The organism is Pinirhizobacter sp., from assembly GCF_036499745.1.
Taxonomy (GTDB): Bacteria; Pseudomonadota; Gammaproteobacteria; order Xanthomonadales; family Rhodanobacteraceae; genus Pinirhizobacter.
The window spans coordinates 55,120-78,216 of record NZ_DASYDG010000010.1; the positions used below are offsets into that span (position 1 = coordinate 55,120).

A 23,097-nucleotide genomic window follows, 5' to 3' on the forward strand; every position below is an offset into this window, starting at 1 on the left:
GGCGGAAGGGCGATGACGTCGCTCACGCCTCGGGTTCCTCGTCCACGCGATCGTCGCCGAGTACCGCATCGACCACGGTGGCCAGGCGCGAGCGCAGGCGCGCGTCGATGCGCGAATGTTCCGATTCCAGCCGGCAGTCGCCGCGATCGAGCGTGCGATCCTCGACGATCAGCCATGAATCTTCGGCGCTGTTGCGATGATCGCGCACCAGGGCTGCGTCGTCGGGATGCAGCACAACGCGGACATGGCGCTCGGCAGCCGGCAACACGTGCACGGCCTGACGCACCACCTCAATGATCTTTTCGGGCCTAAGGGAAATCTCCACGCCCAGCACGCGCTCGGCCACCACCGTGGCAAGCCACGCCAGTTCGCGGGCAACCGCATCATCCAACTCCGCCAGCGGACGGGCGGCGGCAGTGTAAAGCGCTTCCAGACGGCCGGTCTGCGACAGCAGTTCACGGCGCGCGGTGGCACGCCCTTCAACGAGCCCCGCGTTAAAGCCTTCCTCACGCGCCTGGCGTTCGATGGCCTCAAGGTCGGCGATCGTCGGCAACGGTGAGGGCTCCTCCTTGACACGGCGCACGGCCGGCTCGCCGACGGCCGGCAGTTCCCAGCGCTCGTAGGCAGAGGCCTCGTCGCGGCCAAGGACGCTCATCAGACGAACTCCTCACCACCACCGGTCAGGGTGATCTGGCCTGCATCGGCCAGGCGGCGTGCACTGGCCAGCACTTCCTTCTGCGCGGCGTCCACTTCGCTGACGCGTACCGGACCCTTCACTTCCAGGTCGTCGCGCAGCATATCGGCGGCGCGCTTGGACATGTTGCTGAAGATCTTCTCGCGCATCGCCGGCTCCGCGCCCTTCAACGCGGTGATCAGCGTGCCAGAGGCTACCTCGCGCAACAGCGCCTGCATGCTTCGGTCGTCGAGGTCGGCAAGGTCGTCGAAGACGAACATCAGCTCTTCGATCTTCTCGCCGAGGTTTGAATCGAGCCCGCGGATGGAGGCCATCAGTTCGGCTTCGCGCGAGGCTTCCATCGAGTTCAGGATGGCCGCGGCCGCCTTCAGGCCGCCCACCGTGGCCGACTTCATCTTGTTGCTTGTGCCGGAGAACTGGCGCTCCATGATTTCATCGAGCTCGTCCAGCGCATGCGGCTGCACGCCGTCGAGAGTAGCGATGCGCATGACCACATCCGAGCGCACGCGCGGCTGCAGGTAGGCCAGCACCTCGGCGGCCTGGTCGGGCTCCAGGTGAGCCAGCACCAGGGCGATGATCTGCGGGTGTTCCTGGCCGATCATCTCGGCAATGGCGCGGCTTTCCATCCACTTGAGCGACTCCAGTCCCTTGGAACTGCGGCCCAGCAGGATACGGTCGATCAGGCTGCCGGCCTTGGTTTCGCCCAGAGCGTTCACCAGCACCTTGCGGATGTATTCCTCCGTACCCACGCCCAGCGCCGTGTGCTGGCCAAGGTCTTCGGTGAGGCGTGTGATCACGCCGTCGACCTGTTCCTTGGACACGTTTTTCAGCGCCGCCATGGCGGTGCCGACCGATTGAACGTCGCGGGCATTCAGGTGCTTGAGCACCGTGGCCGCGTCGTCTTCGCCAAGCGTCAGCAGCAGGATCGCCGCACGTTGGGAACCACTCAATGCATCAGCCATCTTCAGCCACCCAGCTCTTGACTACCTGCGCAACCTGTTTGGGATTGTCGTTGGCCATGCGCTTGGCCAGGCCGATCTTCTGTTCGTAGGCGAGGAGTGCCGGGGCGCCCTTGCCCCTTTGCGTTTCCAGCTGTGGCGAGTCGCGCTCGTCGTCGTCCACCATCACCGACACGGTGGGCACGGGACCTGCCAGTGCCGGCTGCAAGCCGCCGACGCTTGGCCGCATCGCCGTGCGCATCATCGGGCGGATGACGAAGAAGGCCACGGCCAGTGCCGCCAGCACGCCCAGCGCCTGCTTGATCAGGTCGAGCATGCCCGGCTTCTGCCAGAAGGGAATATCGATGCCCACGTCGTCCACCGGGGTGGCGTGGAAGGCTTCGTTGATCACGCTGACGCTATCGCCACGCGCGGCATCGAAGCCCACGGCATTCTTTGTGAGCGTGGTCATGCGCTCGATTTCTTCCGGGGTGAAGGCAACGCTTCCAGGCTTGCCGTCCTTGCCCACCACTGATTTGTTGTCCACCACCACCGCGACGGTCAGCCGGGACACCTTCCCTGCCGGGTCCACCACGTGGCTCACGGTGCGGTCGAGTTCGTAGTTGCGCGTGGCACTGTTGCTGCTCTGGCTGGGTTCGGTGGCCTGTGCGGTGGCGGTCGCCTGGGGGGCACCGGGCTTCTTGCCTGCATCGGGTTTGGCCGCGGTGGCCTGGGCGACGGTGTTGGGCGGCTGGTTGGACAGCGCACCCGGCACGCCACCGGCAGCGGTACCGTCATGGCGCGTATCGCTGCTGGTCTGCTCGCTGCGCAGCGCCGGATTGTCGTGGTTGAACACTTCGCTCGCCTTCTCGGTGTTCGAGAAGTCGAGGTTGGCAAACACCTGCGCGCGCACCTTGCCGGCGCCCACCAGCGGCGTGAGCAATTCCTCCACGCGGGAGGCGTAGGTGCTTTCGATCTGGTTGGACAGGCGCATGCGCGTGTCGCCGATGGCCGCCGGGCTGTCCGGATCGGCGTTGGTAAGAAGCTGTCCTGCCTGGTCGATCACCGAAACGTTACGCGCATCCAGACCCGGCACCGACGAGGACACCAGGTGCACCACCGCGGACACCTGGCCGGCATCGAGTGAACGGCCCGGATACAGGGCCACCACCACCGACGCGCTGGCTGGATGGTTGTCGCGGATAAAGGCCGAAGGCTTCGGCAGCGCCAGGTGCACGCGCGCGCCCTTGACCGACTGCAGGCCGCCGATGGTCTGGCCAAGGTCGTTTTCAAGCAGTTGCTGGTAACGGCTCCGCTCGGCCATGTCGCTCATGCCGAAGGGAGAATCCGACTGCGCCGTGGCGCCACCCTGGGACGCGCCCTGCGGCAGGCCCTGCGAGGCAAGTTTCAGGCGCATGGCTGCCACGTCGGCGGCCGGCACGAATACCGACGCCCCATCGGTGCCAAGCTTGTAGGGCTCGTTGGCCGCCTGCAAGGCCTGGGTAACGGCGGCGGCGTCCTTCTGCTCGAGGCCGGCGTAAAGCATCCCGTAGTCGGGCGTGCGAGACCACATCACCACCGCTACGCCGATGGCGACCGCGGCGGCAATGCCGGCCATCAAGGTCAGCTGGCGTGCCACCGGAGTGGCGGCCAGGTTCTTGAACGATGCCAGCCGGGAATCGGTGGTGGCGACGGGGTTATCAGCCATGGGTGAACAAGTCCGTTAGTAGAAGGGTCATGAACAGTCGCTTAGAACGACATGTTCATGATGTCCTTGTAGGCATCAACCATCTTGTTGCGTACCTGGGTAACCGTGCTCAGCGATAGATCCGCCTTCTGCACCGACAGCATCACCTGGGCCAGGTCCACGCCCTTGTCGCCTCGCTCGAAAGCGGCAGCCTGTACACCAGCGGTCTTTTGCAGGTCCGCCACGCTACCCAGCGACTGCTTAAGCAGCGCGCCGAAGTCCGACGGGGCCGCGGAGCCGCCAATGGTGTTGATCTTCGCCGACGGCAATTCCGTTACCGCCGTCATCCGGCGCATCTGGGAAAGCAGGCTGTTTACGTCGATCGTGGTCATGGCGGTTTTCCGGCGCGCGTTGGCGTTTGGACGGTGCGATGCACGTGGCGTGCCAAAGCAGCGATGGACGGTGAGTGACCCAGCAAGAAGACAAGAAGGTGGGCAGTACGTGGTCAACGCACTACCGATGGGGCTTTTCTCCGGCACAAACCTGTCCTGGGCGGGCCGCCAGGCACCACCAGAAGTAGCGATTGCCGAAGGATCTGCCGACGCGGTTACCGACTGCGTGGCTGACCTGCCGCTCCCTAAGGGTGCACGCCAACTGGCGCACTGCCCACCTTGTTGCCTTCTTTATTCTTGTCCAGGGCCGGAAGAAGACCTCCGGCCACCAGGTCAAGCGGTGATCTGCACGGCGTCGTTCAGGCCGTACTTCCGCAACTTCTCCACAAGCGTAGTGCGCTGCACGCGCAGCAGCTTGGCCGCATGTGCCACCACACCATTGGCCGAATCCAGTGCCTGGCGGATCAGGCCGATCTCGATGCCAGCCAGGTGGTCTTTCAGATCCAGGCCGCCGGCCGGCAAAGTGGCTGCATCGTTGCCGCTGGCATAGGTGTCGGCAATCACCGGCTGCTCTTCCATATAGGCCAGCAGCGCCGCGCCGCAGATGTCTTCCACCACCGATGCACCGCGATATTTTTCCGGCAGGTCCGCTGCGCGGATCTCGCCGTGCGGCAGCAGGATGGCCATGCGCTCGACAAGGTTCGACAGCTCGCGAACGTTACCGGGCCAGGCATAACCGCGCAGTGCTGCCAGGGCCTGGCCTGAAAACCGGACATTACCCAGGCCACGCTGGGCAAGTCGGTGGTTGAATTCACCGATCAGCGAGGAAAGATCGTCCAGGCGCTCGCGCAGCGGCGGCATCTCCACCGGGAAGACATTCAGGCGATAGAAGAGGTCTTCGCGGAAGACACCGTCCTGGATCGATTGCTCAAGATTGCGGTGGGTGGCGGCAATGATGCGCACATCGCAGCGCTGGGGCTTGTTGCCACCGACACGCTCGAAGGTACGTTCCTGCAGCACACGAAGCAGCTTCACCTGCATCGGCAGGCTCATGTCGCCGATCTCGTCCAGGAACAGCGTGCCGCCTTCGGCCAGTTCAAAGCGGCCCTTGCGGGTGTTGATGGCGCCAGTGAAGGCCCCCTTCTCGTGGCCGAACAGTTCGCTTTCGAGCAGTTCGGCCGGAATGGCGCCGCAGTTGATGGCGATGAAAGGCTTGTCGGCGCGCGGCGAGCAATCGTGGATGGTGCGGGCCACCAGTTCCTTGCCCGTCCCGGACTCACCCAGCACCAGTACCGAGGAATCGAACGGGGCTACCTGGCGGATCAGGCTGTTGACGCGCTGCATCGGGGCAGACGCACCGACGAAACGGCGATTGGCGTTGGCTTCGTCGGCCAGCGCTTCGAACGTGCGAAGGGCGGCGGCAAGGCGGGCATAGCGCAACGGGAAGTCGACCAGTTCCGCGCCGCGATGTTCGTTGACGGCAACCAGTTCCGCGGCCATCGGGGCGTCGGCGGCTACCAGCAACGGCAGCTTCGATGCCTTGGCACCCAGCGGGCCCATGGCCACCGACAGTGCATCGTTGCCGCCGATGGAGCCGACGAAGACGGCCATCGCGGCCACCCCCTCGACATCGTCGTGGCCGACACGGCGCGGCTCGTAACCCATGAAGGTAAGTGCGGCGGCCAGTGACTCGGCGCGGCTGTTGTCAGGCTCGACGACCAGAATGATGGAAGACTTCACGACCCTACCCCTTGGTGCGAATGTGATGACCCGTCGGCGGCGCCGGACGGGCTCTTGACCCTCTACATGGATGGATAGATCAAGAAGCGTGCCATCGCCGGAAATCCGTCGCACAACGTCGTGCTGGCGGCAGAAAAGCGCCACGAACCTCGTGGATTTCCGACGGCGTTGCCGGAACGGGGCAGCCACTTGCACGGCGTGGGTCAGAAAGTGACGCTACCGCCAGCAATGACGACACGCGTCGCAAATGTGACGCAGTGTGTCCAAAGCACGTGAAAACGTTTGATGCAAGGCGGTTCAACGGCCCTCGATGGGGCCGGTTGACGCGGGCTCGGGACGGCTTGACAAGGCGCCGGACGGCGCCTAGCGCACCATTTGCTTGGCTTCGGCCACCTGGCGGCGGTGCTGGCGGAACACCAGACGCTCCATGGCGTCGCGGACTCCTTCGGAGAGTCCCTGGAAAGCCACCAGGCCGACTTTGGCGCCCGGCGCATGGATCACCTGGCCGGGCAACTCCAACGGCAGGGCACGGCAGGCATCGAAGTGGATGCGCAGCATCACCCGCTTGCCCGGATCGGGAAGGATCCTGCGCGGAAGTTCCGCCGCCCAGGCGTTGAAGCGCACGTCCACCCGTGGTGGCAGGGCGGCCGACGGCAGGGCCAGGCGGTTGACCAGCTCGATCACCGCGTTGAGTTTGGCATCGATGCGGGAAAGTTCCTGCAGCACCGCGCCGTCGTCCTCGAGGGTGTCCGCACGGCGCTCGGTAAGGGAACCCACCGTGGTCAGCAGGCTGGCATTGCGCTCATTGAGCAAGGCAAGTTCACGGGCCTCGGGGGCCTCGGCCAGGGTGCAGGACGCATGCAGCAGGGCCTCGTAGGCCACGCGATCGCTGAACTCCCTAAAGATGTCCTGACTCATATGCTGCCCGCTCCCCATTTGTTGAGGTGACGATACCCGTTTTGTGACGTGGCGCACATATTAGATGTTGTCGCGCGCTTCCCGCGCGCGGGTCTTTGTCATCGCATCGATGGCAAGCATGGCCTTGATGGACTTCAGCATACCCTCGTCGGCGGGCAGCGGGCCCTGCAGCAAGACGGCGCGCTCAGCCTCGAGGACGGCAACAGCCTGCCAGTCGTGACGCGTCGCCGCTTCATGCATGGCACCGGTGATGGCCAGGGCCCGCTGAACCACGTCAAGACTCATGGCGTTGGTACCAGCAATTGCGAGCAGAGTTCGCCGAGCACGCGGTCGGCCCGGTCCAGCCGGACCAGGACCGCATCGATCAACTCCCGGGCATCGTCGACCGGTTCGGGCAAGGCTTGCGGCGCGGGGGCTTGCATGGCACGTCAGCTTCGGGCGGCAGCCAGGTAGGCGCTGGCGCCACGATAGCCCTGCCCGCTCTGGCCGAGCTTGCGCGCCACCTCGGCCCGGGCCATGGCGGCGTGGCCTTCGATCGCACGGTTGCACTCGAGCATGCGGCGAAGCAGTTCCACGCTGGTGGCATCGGCCGGATGTCCCTGGGCCAAAGCCTCGGCGCGCACGGGTTCAAGCGTTGCCACGGCATCCCAGTCACCGGCCGAAGCCGCGGTGAGCATGCTTTCACTGGTGGTCACGGCCAGGCGCAGGGCATCGTGGTGGGTGGCGCTCATCACGCGGCGCCCGACTTGAGTTCGGCCAGGTACTGGCTGCGGATCTCGCGCCAGCTGTCACGGATGGGACCGAGCAGGCGGGCCGATTCGGCCAGGGCGGCATCGTCGTTATGGGCCTGTGCCGCCAGCAGGCGACGGCCGATATATTCGTACAGCGCTTCCAGGCGGCCGCTAAGCTTGCCGCCCTTGGCGTGGTCCAGGCTTGAGCGCAGTTCCACCACGATCGCCATGGCCTTCGATACGCTGATCGCCTTGCCGCCCAGGTCGCCGCGGCCCAGGTGGTTGCGTGCCTGGTTGATGCGCTCGATGGCGGTGTCCAGCAGCAGCATGGTCAGCTGGTGCGGATCGGCATCTTCCACGCGCCCGTGTACCGCATTCTGCTGGTACATGGCGCTGGCGCTACGCGGGTAACCGTAGGACATGACCTTATTCCTTAGTTGTTCTTGGTGTACGTCGCTTCCAGCCCGGCCAGTGCCTTGGTCAGGTACGAGCTGGTGGTGTTCAACGTCGACATCAGGGTATCGAGCTGCGTGTACTGGGTACGGAGCATGGATTCATACGTGGACATGCGCGAGTCAAGCGCGGTCTGCTGCGTGTCCAGGCGGGTCAGGCTGGCCGTCAGCGCCGTGGCGCGGGTGGCGATGATGCCCGAGGGCGCGATCAGCGTATTGGTGACGTTGGCAAGCTTGGTGGCCAGGCCATTGGTGCCGGAGAAAAGATCACGTACCCCGGCAGGGTTGCTGGCCAGGGTGGCATTGAGCTTGGCGCTGTCGAAGCTCATCTGCCCGGTGGAATCGCGCTTGATGCCCAGGTTCGCAAGCGTGCCGATGGAGTTACCCGGCACGGCGCCATTGATCAGGCTCGCCACCTGCCGCTTCACCGAATTGAGCATGCTGTCGCCCAGCAGCACGCCGGACGTCTTGCTATTGGGATCGTAGCTTTCCAGGGTATCGACGGTAGTCTGGTAGTCGTTGTAGGCGTCGACGAAATCCGATACGTCTTGCGCGACGCCACTGGTGTCCTGGGCCACGGTGAGCTGACTGGTACCGGTGGCGGTGAGGTTCAGCGTTACGCCGTCAAGCACGCCGCTTACATTGTTACTGGCGCTGGTGGCGGGAATGCCGTCCACCGTGAGCTTGGCATCCTGCGCGACACCCGTGCCGTCGGTAGCCGGCGTCGCCAGCTGGTTGGCGAAGGCGAGCAACCCATCGCTGCTGGTGGCGTTGGCACTCACCGTAAAGGCATTGGCCACGCCGGTCTTGGTGGAGCTCAGCAGCAGCTGCGAACCATTGGCGCCGTTCACCACCGTGGCCTGCACACCCGGGTTGCCGGTGGCGCCATTGATGGCGGCAGCGATGTCGGCCAGGCTTGCCGTCGCCGACACCGCCACATTGATATTCTTGCCACCCACGCCGATGGTCAGCGTGCCCTCGCCTATTGCATCCTTGGCGCCGTAGGTATCGCTGGTGCGCTTCTGCGCGGTGGCCAGTTGCGACACCACCACGTTGTAGCTGCCCGGCTGGGCGGAGGTGAGCGTCGAGGTAGTGCCGATCGACGTATTCGACAACGTGGCCGCATACGTGCTGTAGGTGGTGGCCTGGGAAAGCTTGGTGATTGCGCCGTTGAGGTTTGACAGCGCCAGCTTCAGGGCATTGATGCCCACCAACTGGGCATTGGCCGTCGTTGTCTTGTTGTCGATCTGGTTCTGCTCGCCCGCCTTGCGGGCGTTGACCAGCGCGGTAACGATCGAATCCACATCCAGGCCCGAACCGATGCCGGCGGCGCTGATCAAACCTGCGAGGTTCGTCCCGGTGCTGCTGCCCGAGCTGCCCGATGCACCCGACGCGCCGCTGCTGCCCGACGAGCTCGTGCCCAGCTGGGCAAGCAGAGAGCTCAGGTCGGAACTTCCAACGGTCGACGTGGTGGTCATGATGTGTCCTTCAGGGCTTCGTGTGTTTCGTTGCACGAGATGCCGGCAAAACCCACGCCCGGTGCATGGGCTTTGCCGGCATCTTGCAATGGCGCGGCGGCTTTCACCGCCGCGCCATGCAATGCTTCAAACAGTTACTGGAGAAGCTTCAGAACCTGCTGCGGCTGCGAGTTGGCCTGCGACAGCACCGAGATACCGGCCTGCTGCAGCACCTGGGCCTTCGACAGGTTGGCCGTCTCGGCCGCAAAATCCGCGTCCTGGATGGTCGACTGTGAACTGGTCAGGTTGGCCGATTCGGCCGACAGCGTGCTGATCGTCGACTGGAAACGGTTCTGGATGGCGCCCAGGTTCGAGGCCAGGTTGCTGACCGCGGTCAGGGACGTATCGACGCGGGAGATCAGCGCATTGGCGTCATCCACGGTCTTCACATCGCCGCCAGACAACGAACCGCTGACTGCGCCGGAGATCGCACCGCCGGTGGCGATACCCGAAGCGCCCGAACCGGTGCCGACGGTGACGTCGAGCGCGGTGGCCGAGTACAGGTTGATCTTCTTGCCGTCGCTGCTGACTGCGGCGGACACGCCGGAGTTGGAAGCGTTGATGGCGTCGGACAGGTCCTGGATGTTGGCGAAGGTACCCGTCACGTCAACCGTGCCGGAGGTGGCACCGGCGCCCGTGGCGATCGAGAAGTCACCCGAACCCAGGGTCACCGAGGCGCCGCTGGCGAACAGGGTGGACAGGTCGTCGGTGGACGAGGTGGCGATGGCGCCCACCTGGTCGGCGCGAACGCCCTGGCCCAGGGCCACGGAGATGGTCTGGCCGACGTTGGCACCGACCTGGAACGAAAGCGAGCTGGTGGAACCGTCCAGCACCTTGGTGCCGTTGAAGTCCGTCTGGTTCGCGATGCGGGTGATTTCCGACAGGCGCTGCTGCACTTCCGTATCGATCGCGGCGCGGTCGGTATCGGTGTAGGTGCCGTTGGCGGACTGCACGGCCAGGTCACGGATGGCCTGGAGGTTGGCGGTCACTTCGTCCAGCGCGGAACCGGTGGTCTGGGCCAGCGAGATGGCGTCCGAAGCGTTCGACGAAGCCTGGGACAGGCCGCCGATCTGCGTGGAGAAGCGGGTGGAGATCGCGTAACCAGCGGCGTTATCCTTGGCGCTGTTGATCTTCAGGCCCGAGGAAAGACGCTCGGTCGCCTGCGCCAGGGCGCTGGTCGACTTGGTCAGGTTGTTCTGCGCCTGCAGCGAAGAACTGTTGGTATTGATAACGAGTGCCATTGAATATCTCCTAAAGCGGAATAGTTAGCCGGATTCAAAACGTAAGGCTCAGTACATCCCGGCGGGGATTCCACTGTCGGAAATGCCGACCGCCTCGGGGATATGTTTCGGCTCCCTCGCTAAATACTTGAGAGCAAGTGCCCTGCACACGGTCCCGGGGGTACTTCAGCAATCCGCGTGCCAAGCCCGAAACCGGCGCAAGAACAGCAGAAAACCCTTTAAAACAAGGGTTGGCAGCGAACTTGCACTCTCCACGCGTTAGTCCTTGGCGCGCCGGTTTTCTGGCGTCCGGACCCCTGGATATGGCTCCCCCTGGAGTGGCTACATGACGCAAGAACAAGCAGTTTTCGAAGAATCCGCCCGGGTGGATGCCGAAAACACCGACGTCGAACCATTGACGGAGGGCGATCGCGACGAGGCTGCGGCCGACGTCGTGGAAGCGCCTCCTTATATATCCTGGATCGCGCGCCGCCAGCTCAGCGATGGCCACCGCGAGGCGGCGATCAGGAGCATGCAGGCCTGGCAGTCGCCACCGAGCGTTTTGGTGCTGGTGCTGGACGACGACAGCGATCCGTTGGCCCGCGGCCTTACCCTGGCTTCGCTGGCCGAACAACTTTATGGTGCGCGCGACGTGCAGGTGTGCCCACCCGGCGACGTGCATGAGATCAGCAATGCCATCGCCGCCAGCGAAGCGGATTGGGTGCAGCTGGTGCACGCCGGCGACACGCTCGACACGTTAGCTTTGTATCTGTTGGCCGACCACGTGCGCACGTCACCCGAACTGCAGGTGATCTACAGCGACGAAGACACCATCGGGCCGGAAGGCTTCCAGGACCCGATTTTCCGTCCGGACGTCAACCTTGACCTGCTGCGCAGCGTGCCGTACCTGGGGCGATCACTCGCGTTGCGCCGCACGCGACTGCTGGAACTGGGCGGGTTCGACGAGGAGCATGGCGGCCTGTACCTGCACGATTTCGTCCTGCGCGTGATCGAAGCCGATGGCCTGCCCGCCGTTGGCCACATCGACGACGTCACCTATCACGCCGCCCTCCCCTTCGCGCATTGGCTCTCGCGCAGCGATGTGGCGCCGCACAGCGCCGCCGTGCTTGGCGCACACCTTGATCGTCTGGGCGTGGCCCACCAGCTCCACGATGGCCCCTTCATGGGCAGTCATCGCGTGGAATACCTGCATGATGGCGTGCCACCTCTAGTATCAGTGGTGGTGACCGCCGGCAATGAATTCGGCAAGCTCACCGTGCTGATGGAAAGCCTGCTTGGCAACACCCGCTATCCCGCTTTCGAGGTGGTGCTGGTGGACAACGGCACGACCAATCCTGCAGTAAGGAATTATCTCGATGGCGTAACGGCGATGGGCAACCCCGCGCTGCGCGTTCATCGCCTGGACGAGCACGCGCCACGCGCCACCGCAGCCAATGCCGCCTATGGTTCGCTGCGCGGTGAATACTTCCTGTTCCTGGATGTGAACGTCGGCGTGCTCCACGCCGAATGGCTCGAGGTGATGATGCAGCACGCCCGGCGGCCGGAAGTGGGCGTGGTGGGCGCGCGCATGCATGCACCGGATTCAAGCGTGGACAGCGCCGGCGTGATCCTGGGGCTCGGCGGCACCGCCCACCCGGCCTTCCGCGGAGAGGGTGCCACTGCCCCCGGCTATATGCAGCGCCTGCAGCTGGACCAGAACTACAGCGCCGTCGGCGCTGAATGCCTGCTGGTGCGCCGTGACGTGTTCGTAGTAGTGGACGGCTTCAGCGACGGTACGTTCCCCAATCACTATCACGCCGTGGACCTGTGCCTGAAGGCACGCGAAGCTGGTTTCCTTACGGTATGGACGCCGCACGCACGCGTGATGCGTGACACCCGCGCCATCGCCGGGCAGAACGCCTTCGCCCAGGCCCTGCGCCAGCTGTCGGAAAACGAACACGCCAACCTCAACCGGCGCTGGCAGACGTGGATGGTGCGCGATCCGGCCTATAACCGGAACCTGAGTATCCTCAACGCCAACTTCAGTCTGAACGAACAGCGCCACGTTGCCTGGCAGCCGTTTGCCAAGCCGGTGCTACCGCGCGCCGTGGTTATCCCCGGCGATGCCTTCGGTTGCGGCCACTACCGTGTTCGCCAGCCGTTCGCATCGATGCAGCGCGAAGGCTACATGGAAGGCCTGGTCAGCGAACGCTACCTGTTGCCGGTTGAACTGGCCCGCGCCGAAGCCGACACCGTGGTATTGCAACGCCAGATGGGCCCCAGCCAGCGCGACCGCGTAAAGGAAATGAAGGAACTTTCAAGCGCCTTCCGCGTGTTCGAGCTGGACGATTACCTCACCCATATCCCGGTAAAGAGCGCCCACTACAAAACCATGAAGACCCCCGACCTGCCGAAGAACCTGCGCAAGGCGCTGGGCATGGTCGACCGCTTCGTGGTGTCCACCGAGCCACTGGCCGAGCAGATGTCCCATCTGCATAGCGATATTCGCGTGATAAAGAACCGCCTGCCGGTGGACTGGTGGGGCAGCCTCACCCCCAGCGAACGTCGTGTAAGCAAGAAGCCGCGCGTCGGCTGGGGTGGCGGCTCCAGCCATCGTGGCGACCTTGAGCTGATCGCTGACGTGATACGGGACCTCGCCGATGAAGTGGAATGGGTGTTCCTTGGCATGTGTCCGGAGAAACTCCGCCCCTACGTGCATGACTTCCAGTACGGCGTACAGATCGAGCTGTATCCGGAAAAGATGGCCTCGCTCAACCTTGACCTGGCCCTCGCCCCGCTCGAGGACAACATCTTCAATGCCTGCAAGAGCAACCTGCGCCTGATGGAATACGGCGCCTGCGGCTTTCCGGTGGTCTGCAGCGACATCATCTGCTACCGCGACGACCTGCCCGTGACCCGCGTAAAGAATCGCTACCGCGACTGGGTGCAGGCCATCCGCATGCACCTGTCGGACTTGGACGCCACCGCGCGCGCGGGCGACGAACTGCAGGCGGCCATCCACCGCGATTACATGCTTACCGGACAGCACCTGGCGGACTGGGCAAAAGCCTGGCTTCCCGACTGACCCCCATCTACAAGCGAGACGCCACCATGCAGCAGACGCCCGTCCACGAGCAGCACAACCCCGACCTGCTGAAGTTCATGCCCACCAACGCACGCCGCGTGGTGGAAGTGGGCTGCAGCTCAGGCGCCCTAGCCCGCGCGTACAAGGCGATCAATCCCGATGTGCACTACATCGGTACGGAGATCGATCCCACCTACGCGGAACTCGCCCGCCGCCACTGCGATGAAGTGCTGGACATCAACGTTGAGCAGGCCGACGCCCAAACGCTGGGCACCACACTGGGCGGCGATTGTTGGGTGTTTGGTGATGTGCTCGAGCACCTGCACGATCCGTGGAAGCTGCTGGCCAATATTCGCGCGGTGTTGCCACCCGGTGGCACCGTGGTCGCGTGCATCCCGAATGCGCAGCATTGGAGCGTGCAGGCGAAGTTGTCGTTCGGCAACTTCCGCTATGAAGATTCAGGTCTGTTCGATCGCACGCATATCCGCTGGTTTACGCGCATGACGATGATCGAGATGTTCCAGGGCGCCGGGTTTGCGGTTGAAGATGGCATGGCGCGCATCTTCGACGATCCCCAGCGGCATGTGTTTTTGCCGATCATCAAGGCGATGGCAGCGGCGGCGCAGGCGGATCCGGAGATGGCGGCTCAGGATGCATTGGCGTTGCAGTATGTGTTGCGGGGTAAGGCGGCCTGAGCGAGCCACGGAGGCTGATCAATACGTTGGGCTGGCGAAAGTAGACCGGGCTTGCTATCGCCAGCGATGGCAGGCCCCGGCGAGGGTGCGGTGTCTGGCGTGCCCATTCGCCCGATCCGTTTATGGCTTCGCCGGTAGTCGCCGGTCAGTCGCGATCCAGTTCACCTCCCATGTCTTGCCGCCGTCTGCAGAATAGGATTGCTCGAAGCGCGCCGAATCCGGCGTGACGTCAAGGATCACGAAGCGAACCAGGATCGCCCGGCCACGTAGCGTGTCTGTTCCATAGAACTCTCCACGGCCGTTTTTAAACTCGCCAACAGAGGGAGGGGTCAGCAGGCCGTCGCCCATGTTGGCGAAGTTGAGGCTCCACTGTCGCCCTTCGACGTTGTAGAGCCGCAGCGACACGCCCCGAACCCGGCCTGCCGGTCCGTTAACGTCCAGGTCAACCAGATTGGCCCGGCCGCCGGCCAGGGCATGAATCACCGACGTACCGTTGAATTCGACCCAGGTCGCCTTCGGTGACAAGGGGTTGCGCAGCACTTTTACGCTGGTAGCCCACGTACCGATTTCCCAGTCAAAGTCATGCGAGCCATCGCGTTGGGCAGCCATTGGGGCGGCTGATGCGGGGTCGGACGGCGCCGGTGGCGCGCCCGTCGCCGTCGCGCCGATGGCGGTAAGCAGAAAGGGAATGGCCCATGTTCGCCTGAGAATACGTCGATTCATTGCTCGCTCCAATGTGAACCGCGAGCTTATGGCCCTGTCTGGTTACGGAAAATGTCCAATCTTCTCGAATTGCTTAGGGCCAATTCGCGATCGCACCACGTGTCGGATCCCGACGCTGGGCTCAATCGCTCTTCGACGCGCGGCAGGCAGCGGACTTCCATACTGCGTAGCCAATCGAGACCACGACGCTGGCAACGACGGCAGCCACCGAGAGGATGGTCGCGTACTCCCGCGGCGCGAATGCCCATAACGCAGCCCATATGAGGAATGCCACCGTCATGGTCCAACCGCTGACACGCCCCGCCGCCTGTGCCAATGTCGCGTGGTGAAGAGAGCGGGGTGGACCGTTGAGCATCTTTGGCGTGGCGTTGCTGAAGGCAGCGAGGGCGAGGCCCAAGATGACATTGTTCGCGCGCAGGACGTGTTCTGCGTCCACCCATCCTTGCTTGCGGGCCAGGACGAGCAGCAGGCTACCTCCCAGCATGACCGCCGCGAGCTTAAGGGAGAAAACGATTTGTTTTCTCGTACGCAGGAGATTGGGGTTGTCGCTCATTCGTCGACTCCTTCACGGGTCTGTTTGGGCTGGGTTTTGCCCGCGCCTATGCCGAACAGCTCGGTGAAACTCAGAAGCGCGTCTTCGAGCACCGACAGCTTCAACTGATAAATGATGCTGGTGCCGATCTTGTTGGACTCGATCAGGTCGGCCTCGCGCAACACCGCAAAATGCGCCGACATGGTCGGCCGCGACACTGGGAATTGCTCCGAAAGCTCCCCTGCGGACATCGGTCGCTGACGAAGCAACTCGAGCACCTTGCGACGGGTGGGATCGGCCAGGGCTTTGAAGACGCTGTTCATTGTCTATATTTAGCTAAACATCTAAGTTTAAGTCAAGTAAAATTCGTCGCTCAGGTTGACCTACGTTCCTGCTTGAGCGCACGACGGACGTCGACGGCGCATTAGCTTCGGATCGGGCTCTTAACGGGCGCCCGCCTGATCAACAAACCGGATGCCCGTCGCGGACAGGTTGTACATCCGCGTTTCAAGGTACATCGACTTCTTTTCCTCGATATCCATGATGGCGTCGGCACCTGAAAGGCATGCCTGCTTCTTAAGTTCGCCACTGGCCGAGGCATAGTCGGACGGCATCAGGGCCGTCTTTTCGATATGAACGTTCAGTCGCGATATAGCGGCATAAGGCCTGTCCGGAGCATGGTCCCTGAATACCAGGACAGCACAATCAGGTGGTCGCGGCATCGGAAGGTCATTGCCAATCGAACGATAGTTTCCCGTCGTGGCCATGCAACCGCATAAGCCAAACGCGAGGAAGGTCAAACCCAGCGTGTTCTTCATGATCTTCCCCGCGTCCTTGTCTGTGAAGTTACTGGTGCCCGCCCAGGCTACTGTCCATCGCGGCGATGATTTCCTTGTCCCAGTTTTTCTGACCGACGATACCCAGCATCGACTTGGCCGTGCTGACCTTTACCGCCGTCTTGTCGCTCGCCACCGACGACAGCCATACGCCGGCAGACTCGCCGCCAGACCCGACAACCGCCCCAAATTTGTGCGGCCGCGCTCCCTCGATGTACTCCCCCTCGGACTTGTCGATCACAAAGCCGTTCGCCACGAGAGCGTCGACCGCTGCTTTCTGGACCGTCGCTTCAGGTTTGTTGTAGACGACGCCCGGCAGTTTTTGCGTCGGCCTGGTCGGTGTGGCCGAACAACCGGCAAGGACAAGCACGCAACCTGCCATCGCAAACTTTATTGCCATCATTTTCATCACGAACCACTCCCCTGTTGAGTTACGAGACTACTTCTGGCATGCCACGGATCACGCGCGCAGACGCGCCGTCGCAAGGGCGCGTTGTTATGGTTGATTCGTGGATCCCCTTTAAGCGCGCCTTCTTGGCCCGCTCCCTTTGATATTAGCCGAGGGGAAAATCGAAGCAATAGTCCATCTGGTTATGTCCCCGCAGACTGCGGCCTTATGCATTGCTACCATGGGACCGACCCCAAGCATGGCGCCATGACCGTGTCACACCTGGACACCCTTGAAGCCGAAGCGATCCACGTTATCCGAGAGGTCGCCGCGGGCTTCGGCAAGCCGGTCATGCTCTATTCGATCGGCAAGGATTCCTCGGTGCTGCTGCACCTGCTGCGCAAGGCCTTTGCTCCCGCGCCTCCACCGATACCGCTATTGCATGTGGACACCACCTGGAAATTCCGCCAGATGTACGCCCTGCGCGAGCGTGTGGCGGCTGCCCCGGACATCACCCTGCTGGTGCACATCAACCAGGACGCCCTGGCCCAGGGCATCTCGCCCCTTGTCCACGGCCCGACGATCCATACCGAGCTTATGAAAACGGTGGCCCTCCGGCAGGCGCTGGATCAACACGGGTTTGACGCCGCCATCGGCGGCGCGCGGCGCGATGAGGAACCTTCCCGCGCCAAGGAGCGGGTATTTTCATTTCGCAACGCGCAGCATCGATGGGATCCGAAGGCACAACGCCCGGAGCTGGGGCACCTCTACAACACCAGCCTTGCCACGGGCGAGACCGTACGGGTGTTCCCGCTGTCCAACTGGACGGAGCTGGACATCTGGCGCTACATCAGGCGCGAAGGCATCGAGGTGGTGCCGCTTTATTTTGCGGCCGAACGTGAAGTGATCCAGCGCGACGGGGCATGGCTGGTCATCGATGACGAGCGGCTGGTCCCTCGGCCAGGTGAAGGGGTGCAGCGGCGCCGGGTGCGCTTCCGTACGCTGGGCTGCTACCCACTCACCGGTGCCATTGAATCAGACGCCACGACGATCGATGCCCTGATCGACGAGCTGGTCCACGCGCGCACGTCCGAGCGCCAGGGCCGGATGATCGACCGCGACCCGGGGGCATCGATGGAGCGCAAGAAGCAGGAAGGTTACTTCTGATGGCGGCAACGGATAGGGACGAACTGCTGCGCCTGGTGATCTGTGGCAGCGTGGACGATGGCAAAAGCACCTTGCTCGGGCGGCTGCTCCACGATGCGGGCGTGCTCCCTGAAGACCAATTGGCCACGCTCGCGCGTGACAGCGCGCGGCAGCATCCGAACGCGCCTGGCCAGCTGGATTTTGCGCTGCTGACCGACGGCCTGGCGGCCGAGCGCGAGCAAGGCATCACCATTGACGTGGCTTACCGTTACTTCCACACCGCACGCCGGACTTTCATCGTCGCCGACTGCCCCGGCCACGAACAATACACGCGCAACATGGCCACGGGCGCGTCCACCGCGTCGCTCGCCGTGGTCCTTGTGGATGCGCGCAAGGGCCTGATAGCCCAGACCCGTCGGCACAGCTACATCTGCGCGCTCCTTGGGATCGGGCAGGTGATCCTGGCGGTCAACAAGATGGACCTGGTGGGGTTTGATCCCACCGTGTTCGAAGATATCCGCCGTGCGTACCAGGCCTTGGCCGACGAACTCGGGATCGCCCGCGTGGTGGCGATCCCGGTGGTGGCGACCGATGGTGATCACGTCCAAACACCCTCGTCCCGCATGCCCTGGCACACCGGCCCTACCCTGCTCCAGGCAATGGAAGAGGCCCCGATTCCCCAGCCTGCCGACGGCGACTTTCGCCTGCCGATACAACTCGTGGTGCGCCCCCACCAGGACTACCGAGGTTATGCCGGTACCGTGGAGGCCGGTTGCGTCCAGGTGGGTGACACTGTGCTGGTGCAACCGGGCCAGACCGTCGCGCGAGTGGCCACGCTGCACGTAGCCGGCGAACCGGCTGATACGGCCCACAGGGGCCAGGCCGTGATGCTGACGCTGGATCCAGAAGTCCAGGCCGGGCGGGGCCAGGTGCTGGCCAGCGCCGACGCACCATGTCCGGTGGCCTCGCAGTTTGCCTGCCAACTCCTGTGGATGGGCGATGAGCCCATGCTGCCGGGACGCGCCTACAATCTTCTCCAGGGCACCGGGCGCGTGCGGGCGCGGATCACCGCGATCAAGCACAAGGTGGACGTCCATACCCAGGCGCCTTTGGCGGCCCGGCGGCTGGAGCTCAACGAGGTCGGCGCATGCAACCTGGACCTGGACCAGGACATCGCCTTCGAGCCTTACACCACGAACGCGGCGATGGGCGGCTTCGTGCTGGTCGACCTGCACAGCCACGCCACCGTGGCCTGGGGCCGGCTGGATTTCGCCTTGCGCCGCTCGGCCAATATCCACTGGCAGCACCTTGATATCGACAAGGCAGTCCGCAGCCATGCCAAGGCACAGAAGCCGCTGTGCGTGTGGTTTACCGGGCTTTCCGGTTCGGGCAAGTCGACCATCGCCAACCTGGTGGAACAGCGCCTCACTACGCTGGGGCATCACACCTACCTGCTCGATGGCGACAACGTACGCCATGGCCTGAACAACGATCTTGGCTTTACCGCCGAAGCACGCGTGGAGAATATCCGTCGCCTGGCTGAAGTGGCGCACCTGATGGTGGATGCAGGCCTCGTGGTGCTGGTGTGTGCCATTTCCCCCTTCACTGCCGAACGCGAGTTCGCCCGTGGGCGCTTCGAGTCGGGGGAGTTCGTGGAAGTGTACGTGGATGCGCCGCTGGCCGAGTGCGAACAACGTGACCCCAAGGGCTTGTATCGCAAGGCGCGGGCGGGGTTGCTGGCCAACTTCACCGGTATCGACTCACCCTACGAGCCGCCCGCGAACGCGGAAATCCACCTGCTTACCGCGGGCTCCCCGCCCCAACGCCAGGCCGAGCAACTGGCCGGCTGGCTCGTCAAGCGGATCGTTCCGTAGCACCACCCCCGGCGCTCCCGGGGATTTTTCCGGCATGTTGCGCCACCGCTTGACACCGGTGTCAATTCCGTTACACGCTGGCTACAGTTCCAATGCGGGGGAGCGCGCTGGACGTGGCAACCAACCATTCCGATCCACTAGCAGGCATACCGGCAACGCCGTTCCTGGCAGCCGATATTGGCGGCACGCACGGGCGCGTGGCACTGATGCGTGCCTCGCGCGGCGGCGCCGAAGGTGTCGAAACGCTGGCCTATCGTGTCTTCGCGTGCGCGCAATTCCCGATGCTGTCGGATCTACTGCGTGCCTTCATCAACGTCGAGGTGCATGTCCCGGTGAAGCACTGCGTGCTCGCGTGTGCCGGCCAGGTGATGGGCAACGAGGTGGTGAACGATAACCTTCCCTGGCCTATCCACCTGACACAGTTGCGCCAGGCGCTGGGCTTCGACCAGGTTGCTGTTCTGAACGACTTTGAAGCGCTCGCCTATGCGCTCGATGGCTCGCTCGCCGATGGTGGCCGTCATCTATGCGGACCGGACACGCCTTCGAACGGGCCGACCCTGGTGATCGGGCCAGGCACCGGCCTTGGCGCGGCGGTACATGTTCCCGGCCCTGCCGGCGGCTTCGTGCTGCCGACGGAGGCGGGTCAAATGGATTTCGCCCCGAATTCACTTCGCGAGCGTGAGATCCTGGAGTGCATGGCGCCCAATGGCGGCTATGTTCCCTTTGAATACGTCGTGTCGGGCCCTGGCCTGCTCACCATCTACGCCACACTGTGCACGCTCGATGGCGAAACCCCGGCCCTTGCGACGCCGGAAGCCGTCACTGCGGCAGCCGTGGCGTGCAGCGACCCGCGGGCGGTGGAAGCGCTCGATGTGTTCTGCGCGTGTCTTGGAACGCTTGCCGGCAATCTGGCGATCGCTTTCATGCCCACGGGCGGCGTGTACCTGGCTGGTGGCTTTCTTTCTTCCATATTCGAATGGCTCAAGCGCAGTACCTTCGAGGAGCGGTTCCTGCACGGACGCAGCGCGCGTGCTCTGCTGTCGCACATGCCAGTGTGGGTGACCGAGCATGGCCGCCACGGCGTGCTTGGGGCGGCCCGGTGGTATCTCCGCCATGGCATGGCCGGCGCAGGGCCGTTGCAGCATGCCGTGGCAGATGGAGCGGCCGCATGAGCCCGTTCACGCCATCGGGAATGCTTCGCGTCCTGGCTGTCGGGTGGCTGGCAACAGCGGGCGCCGTCGTTGCAGCGCCTGCCCCCTCCGCCTGGTCATTGCTGCCACAACCGGTAAAAGCCAACCCTTCTGGTTCGGGCGTGGTCGAGATCGGCGATGGTACGGTGGTCCGGACCAAGGGTGTCGATCGCCAGCAAGTGCAAGCCATCGCCGATCGATTCGTGCAACGGGTGGCCGATACGCAGGCGTTGCACTTGCGTGTAGCGGGCGCGGGGAACGCGCGTCCTTCAATCACTTTCGACGTGGATCCGGCCGCGAATGTCTCGAACGATTCGGGCTATCACATCACGGTGGACAACGCCGGCATCCAGGTTTCCGCACGCACGCCGCGCGGTGCGTTTTACGGCAGCGTCACCCTGTGGCAATTGCTCACGCCACCAGGCTGGACGCGTGGCACGCCCGTCCAGGTAGCCCATGGCGTCATCGACGATTACCCCCGCTTCGCCTGGCGCGCCATCCTGCTCGACTCCGGCCGGCACTTCCAGAGCGTGGCGCAGGTCAAGCAGCTGATCGACTGGATGTCGCTCAACAAGCTGAACGTGTTGCTGTGGCACCTGACCGAAGACCAGGGCTGGCGGCTCCAGATCCCGAAATATCCCGATCTCACGAAGATCGGCGCATGCCGCAAGGCGGCAGGCCTGGACGCCGAGTTGAGCGGCTCGGCCGATAAGCCCTACTGCGGCTTTTACACCGAAGCCGACGCGCGCGAGATCGTCCGTTATGCCGCCGAACGCTACGTCGAGGTGGTGCCGGAAATCGATCTTCCTGGCCATTCGCAGGCAGCCATTGCTGCTTATCCGTGGCTTGGTGTCACGGGCAAGCGTCCGTCTGTGTGGACCGACTGGGGCGTCAGCCCGTGGTTGCTCAAGCCCGACGGGAAAACCCTGCAGTTCGTGGACGACGTGCTCGATGAAGTGATGCGGCTGTTCCCCTCGCGGTACATATCCATCGGCGGCGACGAGGCCGACAAGCAACAGTGGAACGCGTCGTCGGAAGTGCAGGCGCAGATGAAAAAGCTGGGCCTGGCAAACATGGACCAGCTGCAGGGCTGGTTCATGACCCAGGTCGCCGGGCATCTCATCAAACACGGGCGCACGCCGGTGGGCTGGGATGATGAGCTGGTCGCCGGCGCGACGCTTCCGGCATCGCAAGTGGTGATGTCCTGGCACGGCGACGACAACGAACGCGTGGCGCTGGCTGCCCTCCAGCAGGGCCACGAGGTGATCATGACACCCCAGGAATCGCTGTACTTCGATCATTATCAGTCCGCCCTGCCCGACGAATGGGCCGGACCGCCACCACCGGCGACGCTTCGCGAAGCGTACGACACGGTTGTCATCCCGAAAGGGGCGAGCGCGACGGAAGCTGAGCACATCATCGGCGTGCAGGGTGGCCTGTGGACCGAACAGATGTTGACTTTTGCGCACGACCAGCATGCGGTGTTCCCGCGCATCGCGGCCCTGTCGGAGCTTGGCTGGTCGTCCGCGAATGCACACGACTGGAACGGCTTCCTGCAACGCATGCCGGCGGAACTGGCCCGTTACCGCGCACTGGGTATTGGTTATGCCGACACTGCATTTGCACCGCTCTTCCAGGTAACGAAGGCGGCCCCTGGCGCGTTCCGGGTGGCGTTGTCCAACCAGGTGGCATTCGGGACGATTCGTTACACGACGGATGGCTCCAATCCCGCGAACCAGTCGACGCCGTATTCCGGGCCGATCGAGTTGAAGGGCGAGACGACCTTGCGCGCGGCGACGTTCGCAGCGGACGGTTCTGAAATCGCTGCCCCGCGCACGACGATGCTGGGTGAAACCACCCTCACAAGTCGCGACGACAGCGCACTTGCCACCTGCTCCCACCAGGCGCCCTTCCGCCTGGACGGAGGCAAGGTGAAAGGCGCGAGGCGAACCTATTCCCTGGAACTGGGCCATATGTGCTGGCTGTGGGCGAAGGCACCACTCGATGGCATCAATCATGTTGTGTTGACGGTCGAGCGCATCGCATGGCGCGACGGGGACGAGGCCAAGAATGCCGTGGTGCACCCCAAAGCCAGCGCCGCGGGCGAGTTCGAGATTCATGCCGATTCATGCACGGGACCGCGGCTGGCCAGCCTCCCGCTGACGGGCGCAGTGCAGGCAAAGGGGCAAGTTCGTCTTGGCGCAAAAGTTACCGTGCCGGCGGGGGCCGGCGTCCGCGACCTGTGTGTTCTCGCCACCGGCGATCCACGCGATGGCCAGTGGGCTTTGGCGCGAATGGTTTTTTCGAAGTAAGCGGCAAGCGGGGCTTTTCGTCCCCGC

General features: G+C 63.9%; 23 protein-coding genes. 6 read left to right on the forward strand and 17 right to left on the reverse strand.

All coding sequences use genetic code 11. The features are described 5' to 3' along the window. Positions 1-22 precede the first annotated feature (22 nt). From VGM61_RS03175 to VGM61_RS03230, 12 genes are all read right to left on the reverse strand, one after another. Positions 23-655, reverse strand: a complete 633-nt coding sequence (locus tag VGM61_RS03175; RefSeq protein WP_331521267.1) for a FliH/SctL family protein — start codon at positions 653-655, stop codon at positions 23-25. Beyond that, positions 655-1,656 (reverse strand): flagellar motor switch protein FliG, encoded by a 1,002-nt coding sequence (gene fliG / locus VGM61_RS03180; RefSeq protein ID WP_331521268.1) that lies wholly within the window; start codon positions 1,654-1,656, stop codon positions 655-657. Before fliG ends, VGM61_RS03175 begins: the two co-directional genes overlap by 1 nt. Next, the gene (gene fliF / locus VGM61_RS03185) at positions 1,649-3,340 is read right to left on the reverse strand and encodes a flagellar basal-body MS-ring/collar protein FliF (RefSeq protein ID WP_331521269.1); all 1,692 of its coding nucleotides are present in this window, start codon (positions 3,338-3,340) and stop codon (positions 1,649-1,651) included. The genes fliG and fliF overlap by 8 nt, the downstream gene beginning before the upstream one ends. A 41-nt stretch (positions 3,341-3,381) precedes the next feature. Beyond that, positions 3,382-3,711 (reverse strand): flagellar hook-basal body complex protein FliE, encoded by a 330-nt coding sequence (gene fliE / locus VGM61_RS03190; protein ID WP_331521270.1) that lies wholly within the window; start codon positions 3,709-3,711, stop codon positions 3,382-3,384. 333 nt (positions 3,712-4,044) lie between these two features. Continuing rightward, positions 4,045-5,451, reverse strand: coding sequence for a sigma-54 dependent transcriptional regulator (locus VGM61_RS03195; protein ID WP_331521271.1), 1,407 nt, complete (start codon positions 5,449-5,451; stop codon positions 4,045-4,047). Positions 5,452-5,814: 363 nt separating this feature from the next. Then, positions 5,815-6,369, reverse strand: a complete 555-nt coding sequence (locus VGM61_RS03200) for a PilZ domain-containing protein (protein ID WP_331521272.1) — start codon at positions 6,367-6,369, stop codon at positions 5,815-5,817. A gap of 60 nt (positions 6,370-6,429) precedes the next feature. Continuing rightward, positions 6,430-6,654, reverse strand: coding sequence for a hypothetical protein (locus VGM61_RS03205; RefSeq protein ID WP_331521273.1), 225 nt, complete (start codon positions 6,652-6,654; stop codon positions 6,430-6,432). Beyond that, a complete protein-coding gene (locus VGM61_RS03210; protein ID WP_331521274.1) occupies positions 6,651-6,791 on the reverse strand; it encodes a hypothetical protein in 141 nt (46 codons plus the stop codon). The genes VGM61_RS03205 and VGM61_RS03210 overlap by 4 nt, the downstream gene beginning before the upstream one ends. A 6-nt stretch (positions 6,792-6,797) precedes the next feature. Beyond that, complete coding sequence (locus tag VGM61_RS03215) at positions 6,798-7,100, reverse strand: flagellar protein FliT (protein WP_331521275.1); 303 nt, start codon at positions 7,098-7,100, stop codon at positions 6,798-6,800. Then, complete coding sequence (fliS, locus tag VGM61_RS03220) at positions 7,100-7,522, reverse strand: flagellar export chaperone FliS (protein ID WP_331521276.1); 423 nt, start codon at positions 7,520-7,522, stop codon at positions 7,100-7,102. The genes VGM61_RS03215 and fliS overlap by 1 nt, the downstream gene beginning before the upstream one ends. 11 nt (positions 7,523-7,533) lie before the next feature. Beyond that, the gene (fliD, locus tag VGM61_RS03225) at positions 7,534-9,030 is read right to left on the reverse strand and encodes a flagellar filament capping protein FliD (RefSeq protein WP_331521277.1); all 1,497 of its coding nucleotides are present in this window, start codon (positions 9,028-9,030) and stop codon (positions 7,534-7,536) included. 134 nt (positions 9,031-9,164) lie between these two features. Then, positions 9,165-10,310, reverse strand: a complete 1,146-nt coding sequence (locus VGM61_RS03230; RefSeq protein WP_331521278.1) for a flagellin — start codon at positions 10,308-10,310, stop codon at positions 9,165-9,167. A gap of 325 nt (positions 10,311-10,635) precedes the next feature. Here VGM61_RS03230 and VGM61_RS03235 point away from each other — a divergent pair, with 325 nt between their 5' ends. After that, complete coding sequence (locus tag VGM61_RS03235) at positions 10,636-13,374, forward strand: glycosyltransferase (RefSeq protein WP_331521279.1); 2,739 nt, start codon at positions 10,636-10,638, stop codon at positions 13,372-13,374. Positions 13,375-13,400: 26 nt separating this feature from the next. Then, the gene (locus VGM61_RS03240) at positions 13,401-14,069 is read left to right on the forward strand and encodes a class I SAM-dependent methyltransferase (protein WP_331521280.1); all 669 of its coding nucleotides are present in this window, start codon (positions 13,401-13,403) and stop codon (positions 14,067-14,069) included. Between the two features lie 120 nt (positions 14,070-14,189). Here VGM61_RS03240 and VGM61_RS03245 read toward each other — a convergent pair whose 3' ends face one another. The 5 genes from VGM61_RS03245 to VGM61_RS03265 form a co-directional block, all read right to left on the reverse strand. After that, positions 14,190-14,792 carry a hypothetical protein gene (locus VGM61_RS03245; protein ID WP_331521282.1) on the reverse strand — a complete coding sequence of 201 codons (603 nt, stop codon included), beginning with the start codon at positions 14,790-14,792 and terminating at the stop codon, positions 14,190-14,192. Positions 14,793-14,913: 121 nt separating this feature from the next. Beyond that, positions 14,914-15,345, reverse strand: a complete 432-nt coding sequence (locus tag VGM61_RS03250; protein ID WP_331521283.1) for a hypothetical protein — start codon at positions 15,343-15,345, stop codon at positions 14,914-14,916. Continuing rightward, a complete protein-coding gene (locus VGM61_RS03255; RefSeq protein WP_331521284.1) occupies positions 15,342-15,647 on the reverse strand; it encodes an autorepressor SdpR family transcription factor in 306 nt (101 codons plus the stop codon). The genes VGM61_RS03250 and VGM61_RS03255 overlap by 4 nt, the downstream gene beginning before the upstream one ends. Positions 15,648-15,767: 120 nt before the next feature. Then, on the reverse strand, positions 15,768-16,142 hold the full coding sequence (locus VGM61_RS03260; protein ID WP_331521285.1) for a hypothetical protein: 375 nt from the start codon (positions 16,140-16,142) through the stop codon (positions 15,768-15,770). 28 nt (positions 16,143-16,170) lie between these two features. Further along, positions 16,171-16,569, reverse strand: a complete 399-nt coding sequence (locus tag VGM61_RS03265; protein ID WP_331521286.1) for a hypothetical protein — start codon at positions 16,567-16,569, stop codon at positions 16,171-16,173. Between the two features lie 246 nt (positions 16,570-16,815). Between VGM61_RS03265 and cysD the strand changes: the two genes are divergently transcribed. The 4 genes from cysD (at position 16,816) to VGM61_RS03285 (ending at position 23,070) form a co-directional block, all read left to right on the forward strand. After that, a complete protein-coding gene (gene cysD, locus VGM61_RS03270; RefSeq protein WP_331521287.1) occupies positions 16,816-17,715 on the forward strand; it encodes a sulfate adenylyltransferase subunit CysD in 900 nt (299 codons plus the stop codon). Next, the gene (gene cysC, locus VGM61_RS03275) at positions 17,715-19,568 is read left to right on the forward strand and encodes an adenylyl-sulfate kinase (protein ID WP_331521288.1); all 1,854 of its coding nucleotides are present in this window, start codon (positions 17,715-17,717) and stop codon (positions 19,566-19,568) included. The genes cysD and cysC overlap by 1 nt, the downstream gene beginning before the upstream one ends. A 113-nt stretch (positions 19,569-19,681) precedes the next feature. Beyond that, complete coding sequence (locus tag VGM61_RS03280) at positions 19,682-20,740, forward strand: glucokinase (protein ID WP_331521289.1); 1,059 nt, start codon at positions 19,682-19,684, stop codon at positions 20,738-20,740. Then, positions 20,737-23,070 (forward strand): beta-N-acetylhexosaminidase, encoded by a 2,334-nt coding sequence (locus VGM61_RS03285; RefSeq protein WP_331521290.1) that lies wholly within the window; start codon positions 20,737-20,739, stop codon positions 23,068-23,070. The genes VGM61_RS03280 and VGM61_RS03285 overlap by 4 nt, the downstream gene beginning before the upstream one ends. Positions 23,071-23,097: the final 27 nt, after the last annotated feature.

Coding starts and splice junctions, on each gene's coding strand:
- VGM61_RS03175 (WP_331521267.1), bottom strand. CDS start 655: ATGAGCGTCCTTGGCCGCGACGAGGCCTCTGCCTACGAGCGCTGGGAA.
- fliG (WP_331521268.1), bottom strand. CDS start 1,656: ATGGCTGATGCATTGAGTGGTTCCCAACGTGCGGCGATCCTGCTGCTG.
- fliF (WP_331521269.1), bottom strand. CDS start 3,340: ATGGCTGATAACCCCGTCGCCACCACCGATTCCCGGCTGGCATCGTTC.
- fliE (WP_331521270.1), bottom strand. CDS start 3,711: ATGACCACGATCGACGTAAACAGCCTGCTTTCCCAGATGCGCCGGATG.
- VGM61_RS03200 (WP_331521272.1), bottom strand. CDS start 6,369: ATGAGTCAGGACATCTTTAGGGAGTTCAGCGATCGCGTGGCCTACGAG.
- VGM61_RS03205 (WP_331521273.1), bottom strand. CDS start 6,654: ATGAGTCTTGACGTGGTTCAGCGGGCCCTGGCCATCACCGGTGCCATG.
- VGM61_RS03210 (WP_331521274.1), bottom strand. CDS start 6,791: ATGCAAGCCCCCGCGCCGCAAGCCTTGCCCGAACCGGTCGACGATGCC.
- VGM61_RS03215 (WP_331521275.1), bottom strand. CDS start 7,100: ATGAGCGCCACCCACCACGATGCCCTGCGCCTGGCCGTGACCACCAGT.
- fliS (WP_331521276.1), bottom strand. CDS start 7,522: ATGTCCTACGGTTACCCGCGTAGCGCCAGCGCCATGTACCAGCAGAAT.
- fliD (WP_331521277.1), bottom strand. CDS start 9,030: ATGACCACCACGTCGACCGTTGGAAGTTCCGACCTGAGCTCTCTGCTT.
- VGM61_RS03230 (WP_331521278.1), bottom strand. CDS start 10,310: ATGGCACTCGTTATCAATACCAACAGTTCTTCGCTGCAGGCGCAGAAC.
- VGM61_RS03235 (WP_331521279.1), top strand. CDS start 10,636: ATGACGCAAGAACAAGCAGTTTTCGAAGAATCCGCCCGGGTGGATGCC.
- VGM61_RS03240 (WP_331521280.1), top strand. CDS start 13,401: ATGCAGCAGACGCCCGTCCACGAGCAGCACAACCCCGACCTGCTGAAG.
- VGM61_RS03245 (WP_331521282.1), bottom strand. CDS start 14,792: ATGAATCGACGTATTCTCAGGCGAACATGGGCCATTCCCTTTCTGCTT.
- VGM61_RS03250 (WP_331521283.1), bottom strand. CDS start 15,345: ATGAGCGACAACCCCAATCTCCTGCGTACGAGAAAACAAATCGTTTTC.
- VGM61_RS03255 (WP_331521284.1), bottom strand. CDS start 15,647: ATGAACAGCGTCTTCAAAGCCCTGGCCGATCCCACCCGTCGCAAGGTG.
- VGM61_RS03260 (WP_331521285.1), bottom strand. CDS start 16,142: ATGAAGAACACGCTGGGTTTGACCTTCCTCGCGTTTGGCTTATGCGGT.
- VGM61_RS03265 (WP_331521286.1), bottom strand. CDS start 16,569: ATGAAAATGATGGCAATAAAGTTTGCGATGGCAGGTTGCGTGCTTGTC.
- cysD (WP_331521287.1), top strand. CDS start 16,816: ATGACCGTGTCACACCTGGACACCCTTGAAGCCGAAGCGATCCACGTT.
- cysC (WP_331521288.1), top strand. CDS start 17,715: ATGGCGGCAACGGATAGGGACGAACTGCTGCGCCTGGTGATCTGTGGC.
- VGM61_RS03285 (WP_331521290.1), top strand. CDS start 20,737: ATGAGCCCGTTCACGCCATCGGGAATGCTTCGCGTCCTGGCTGTCGGG.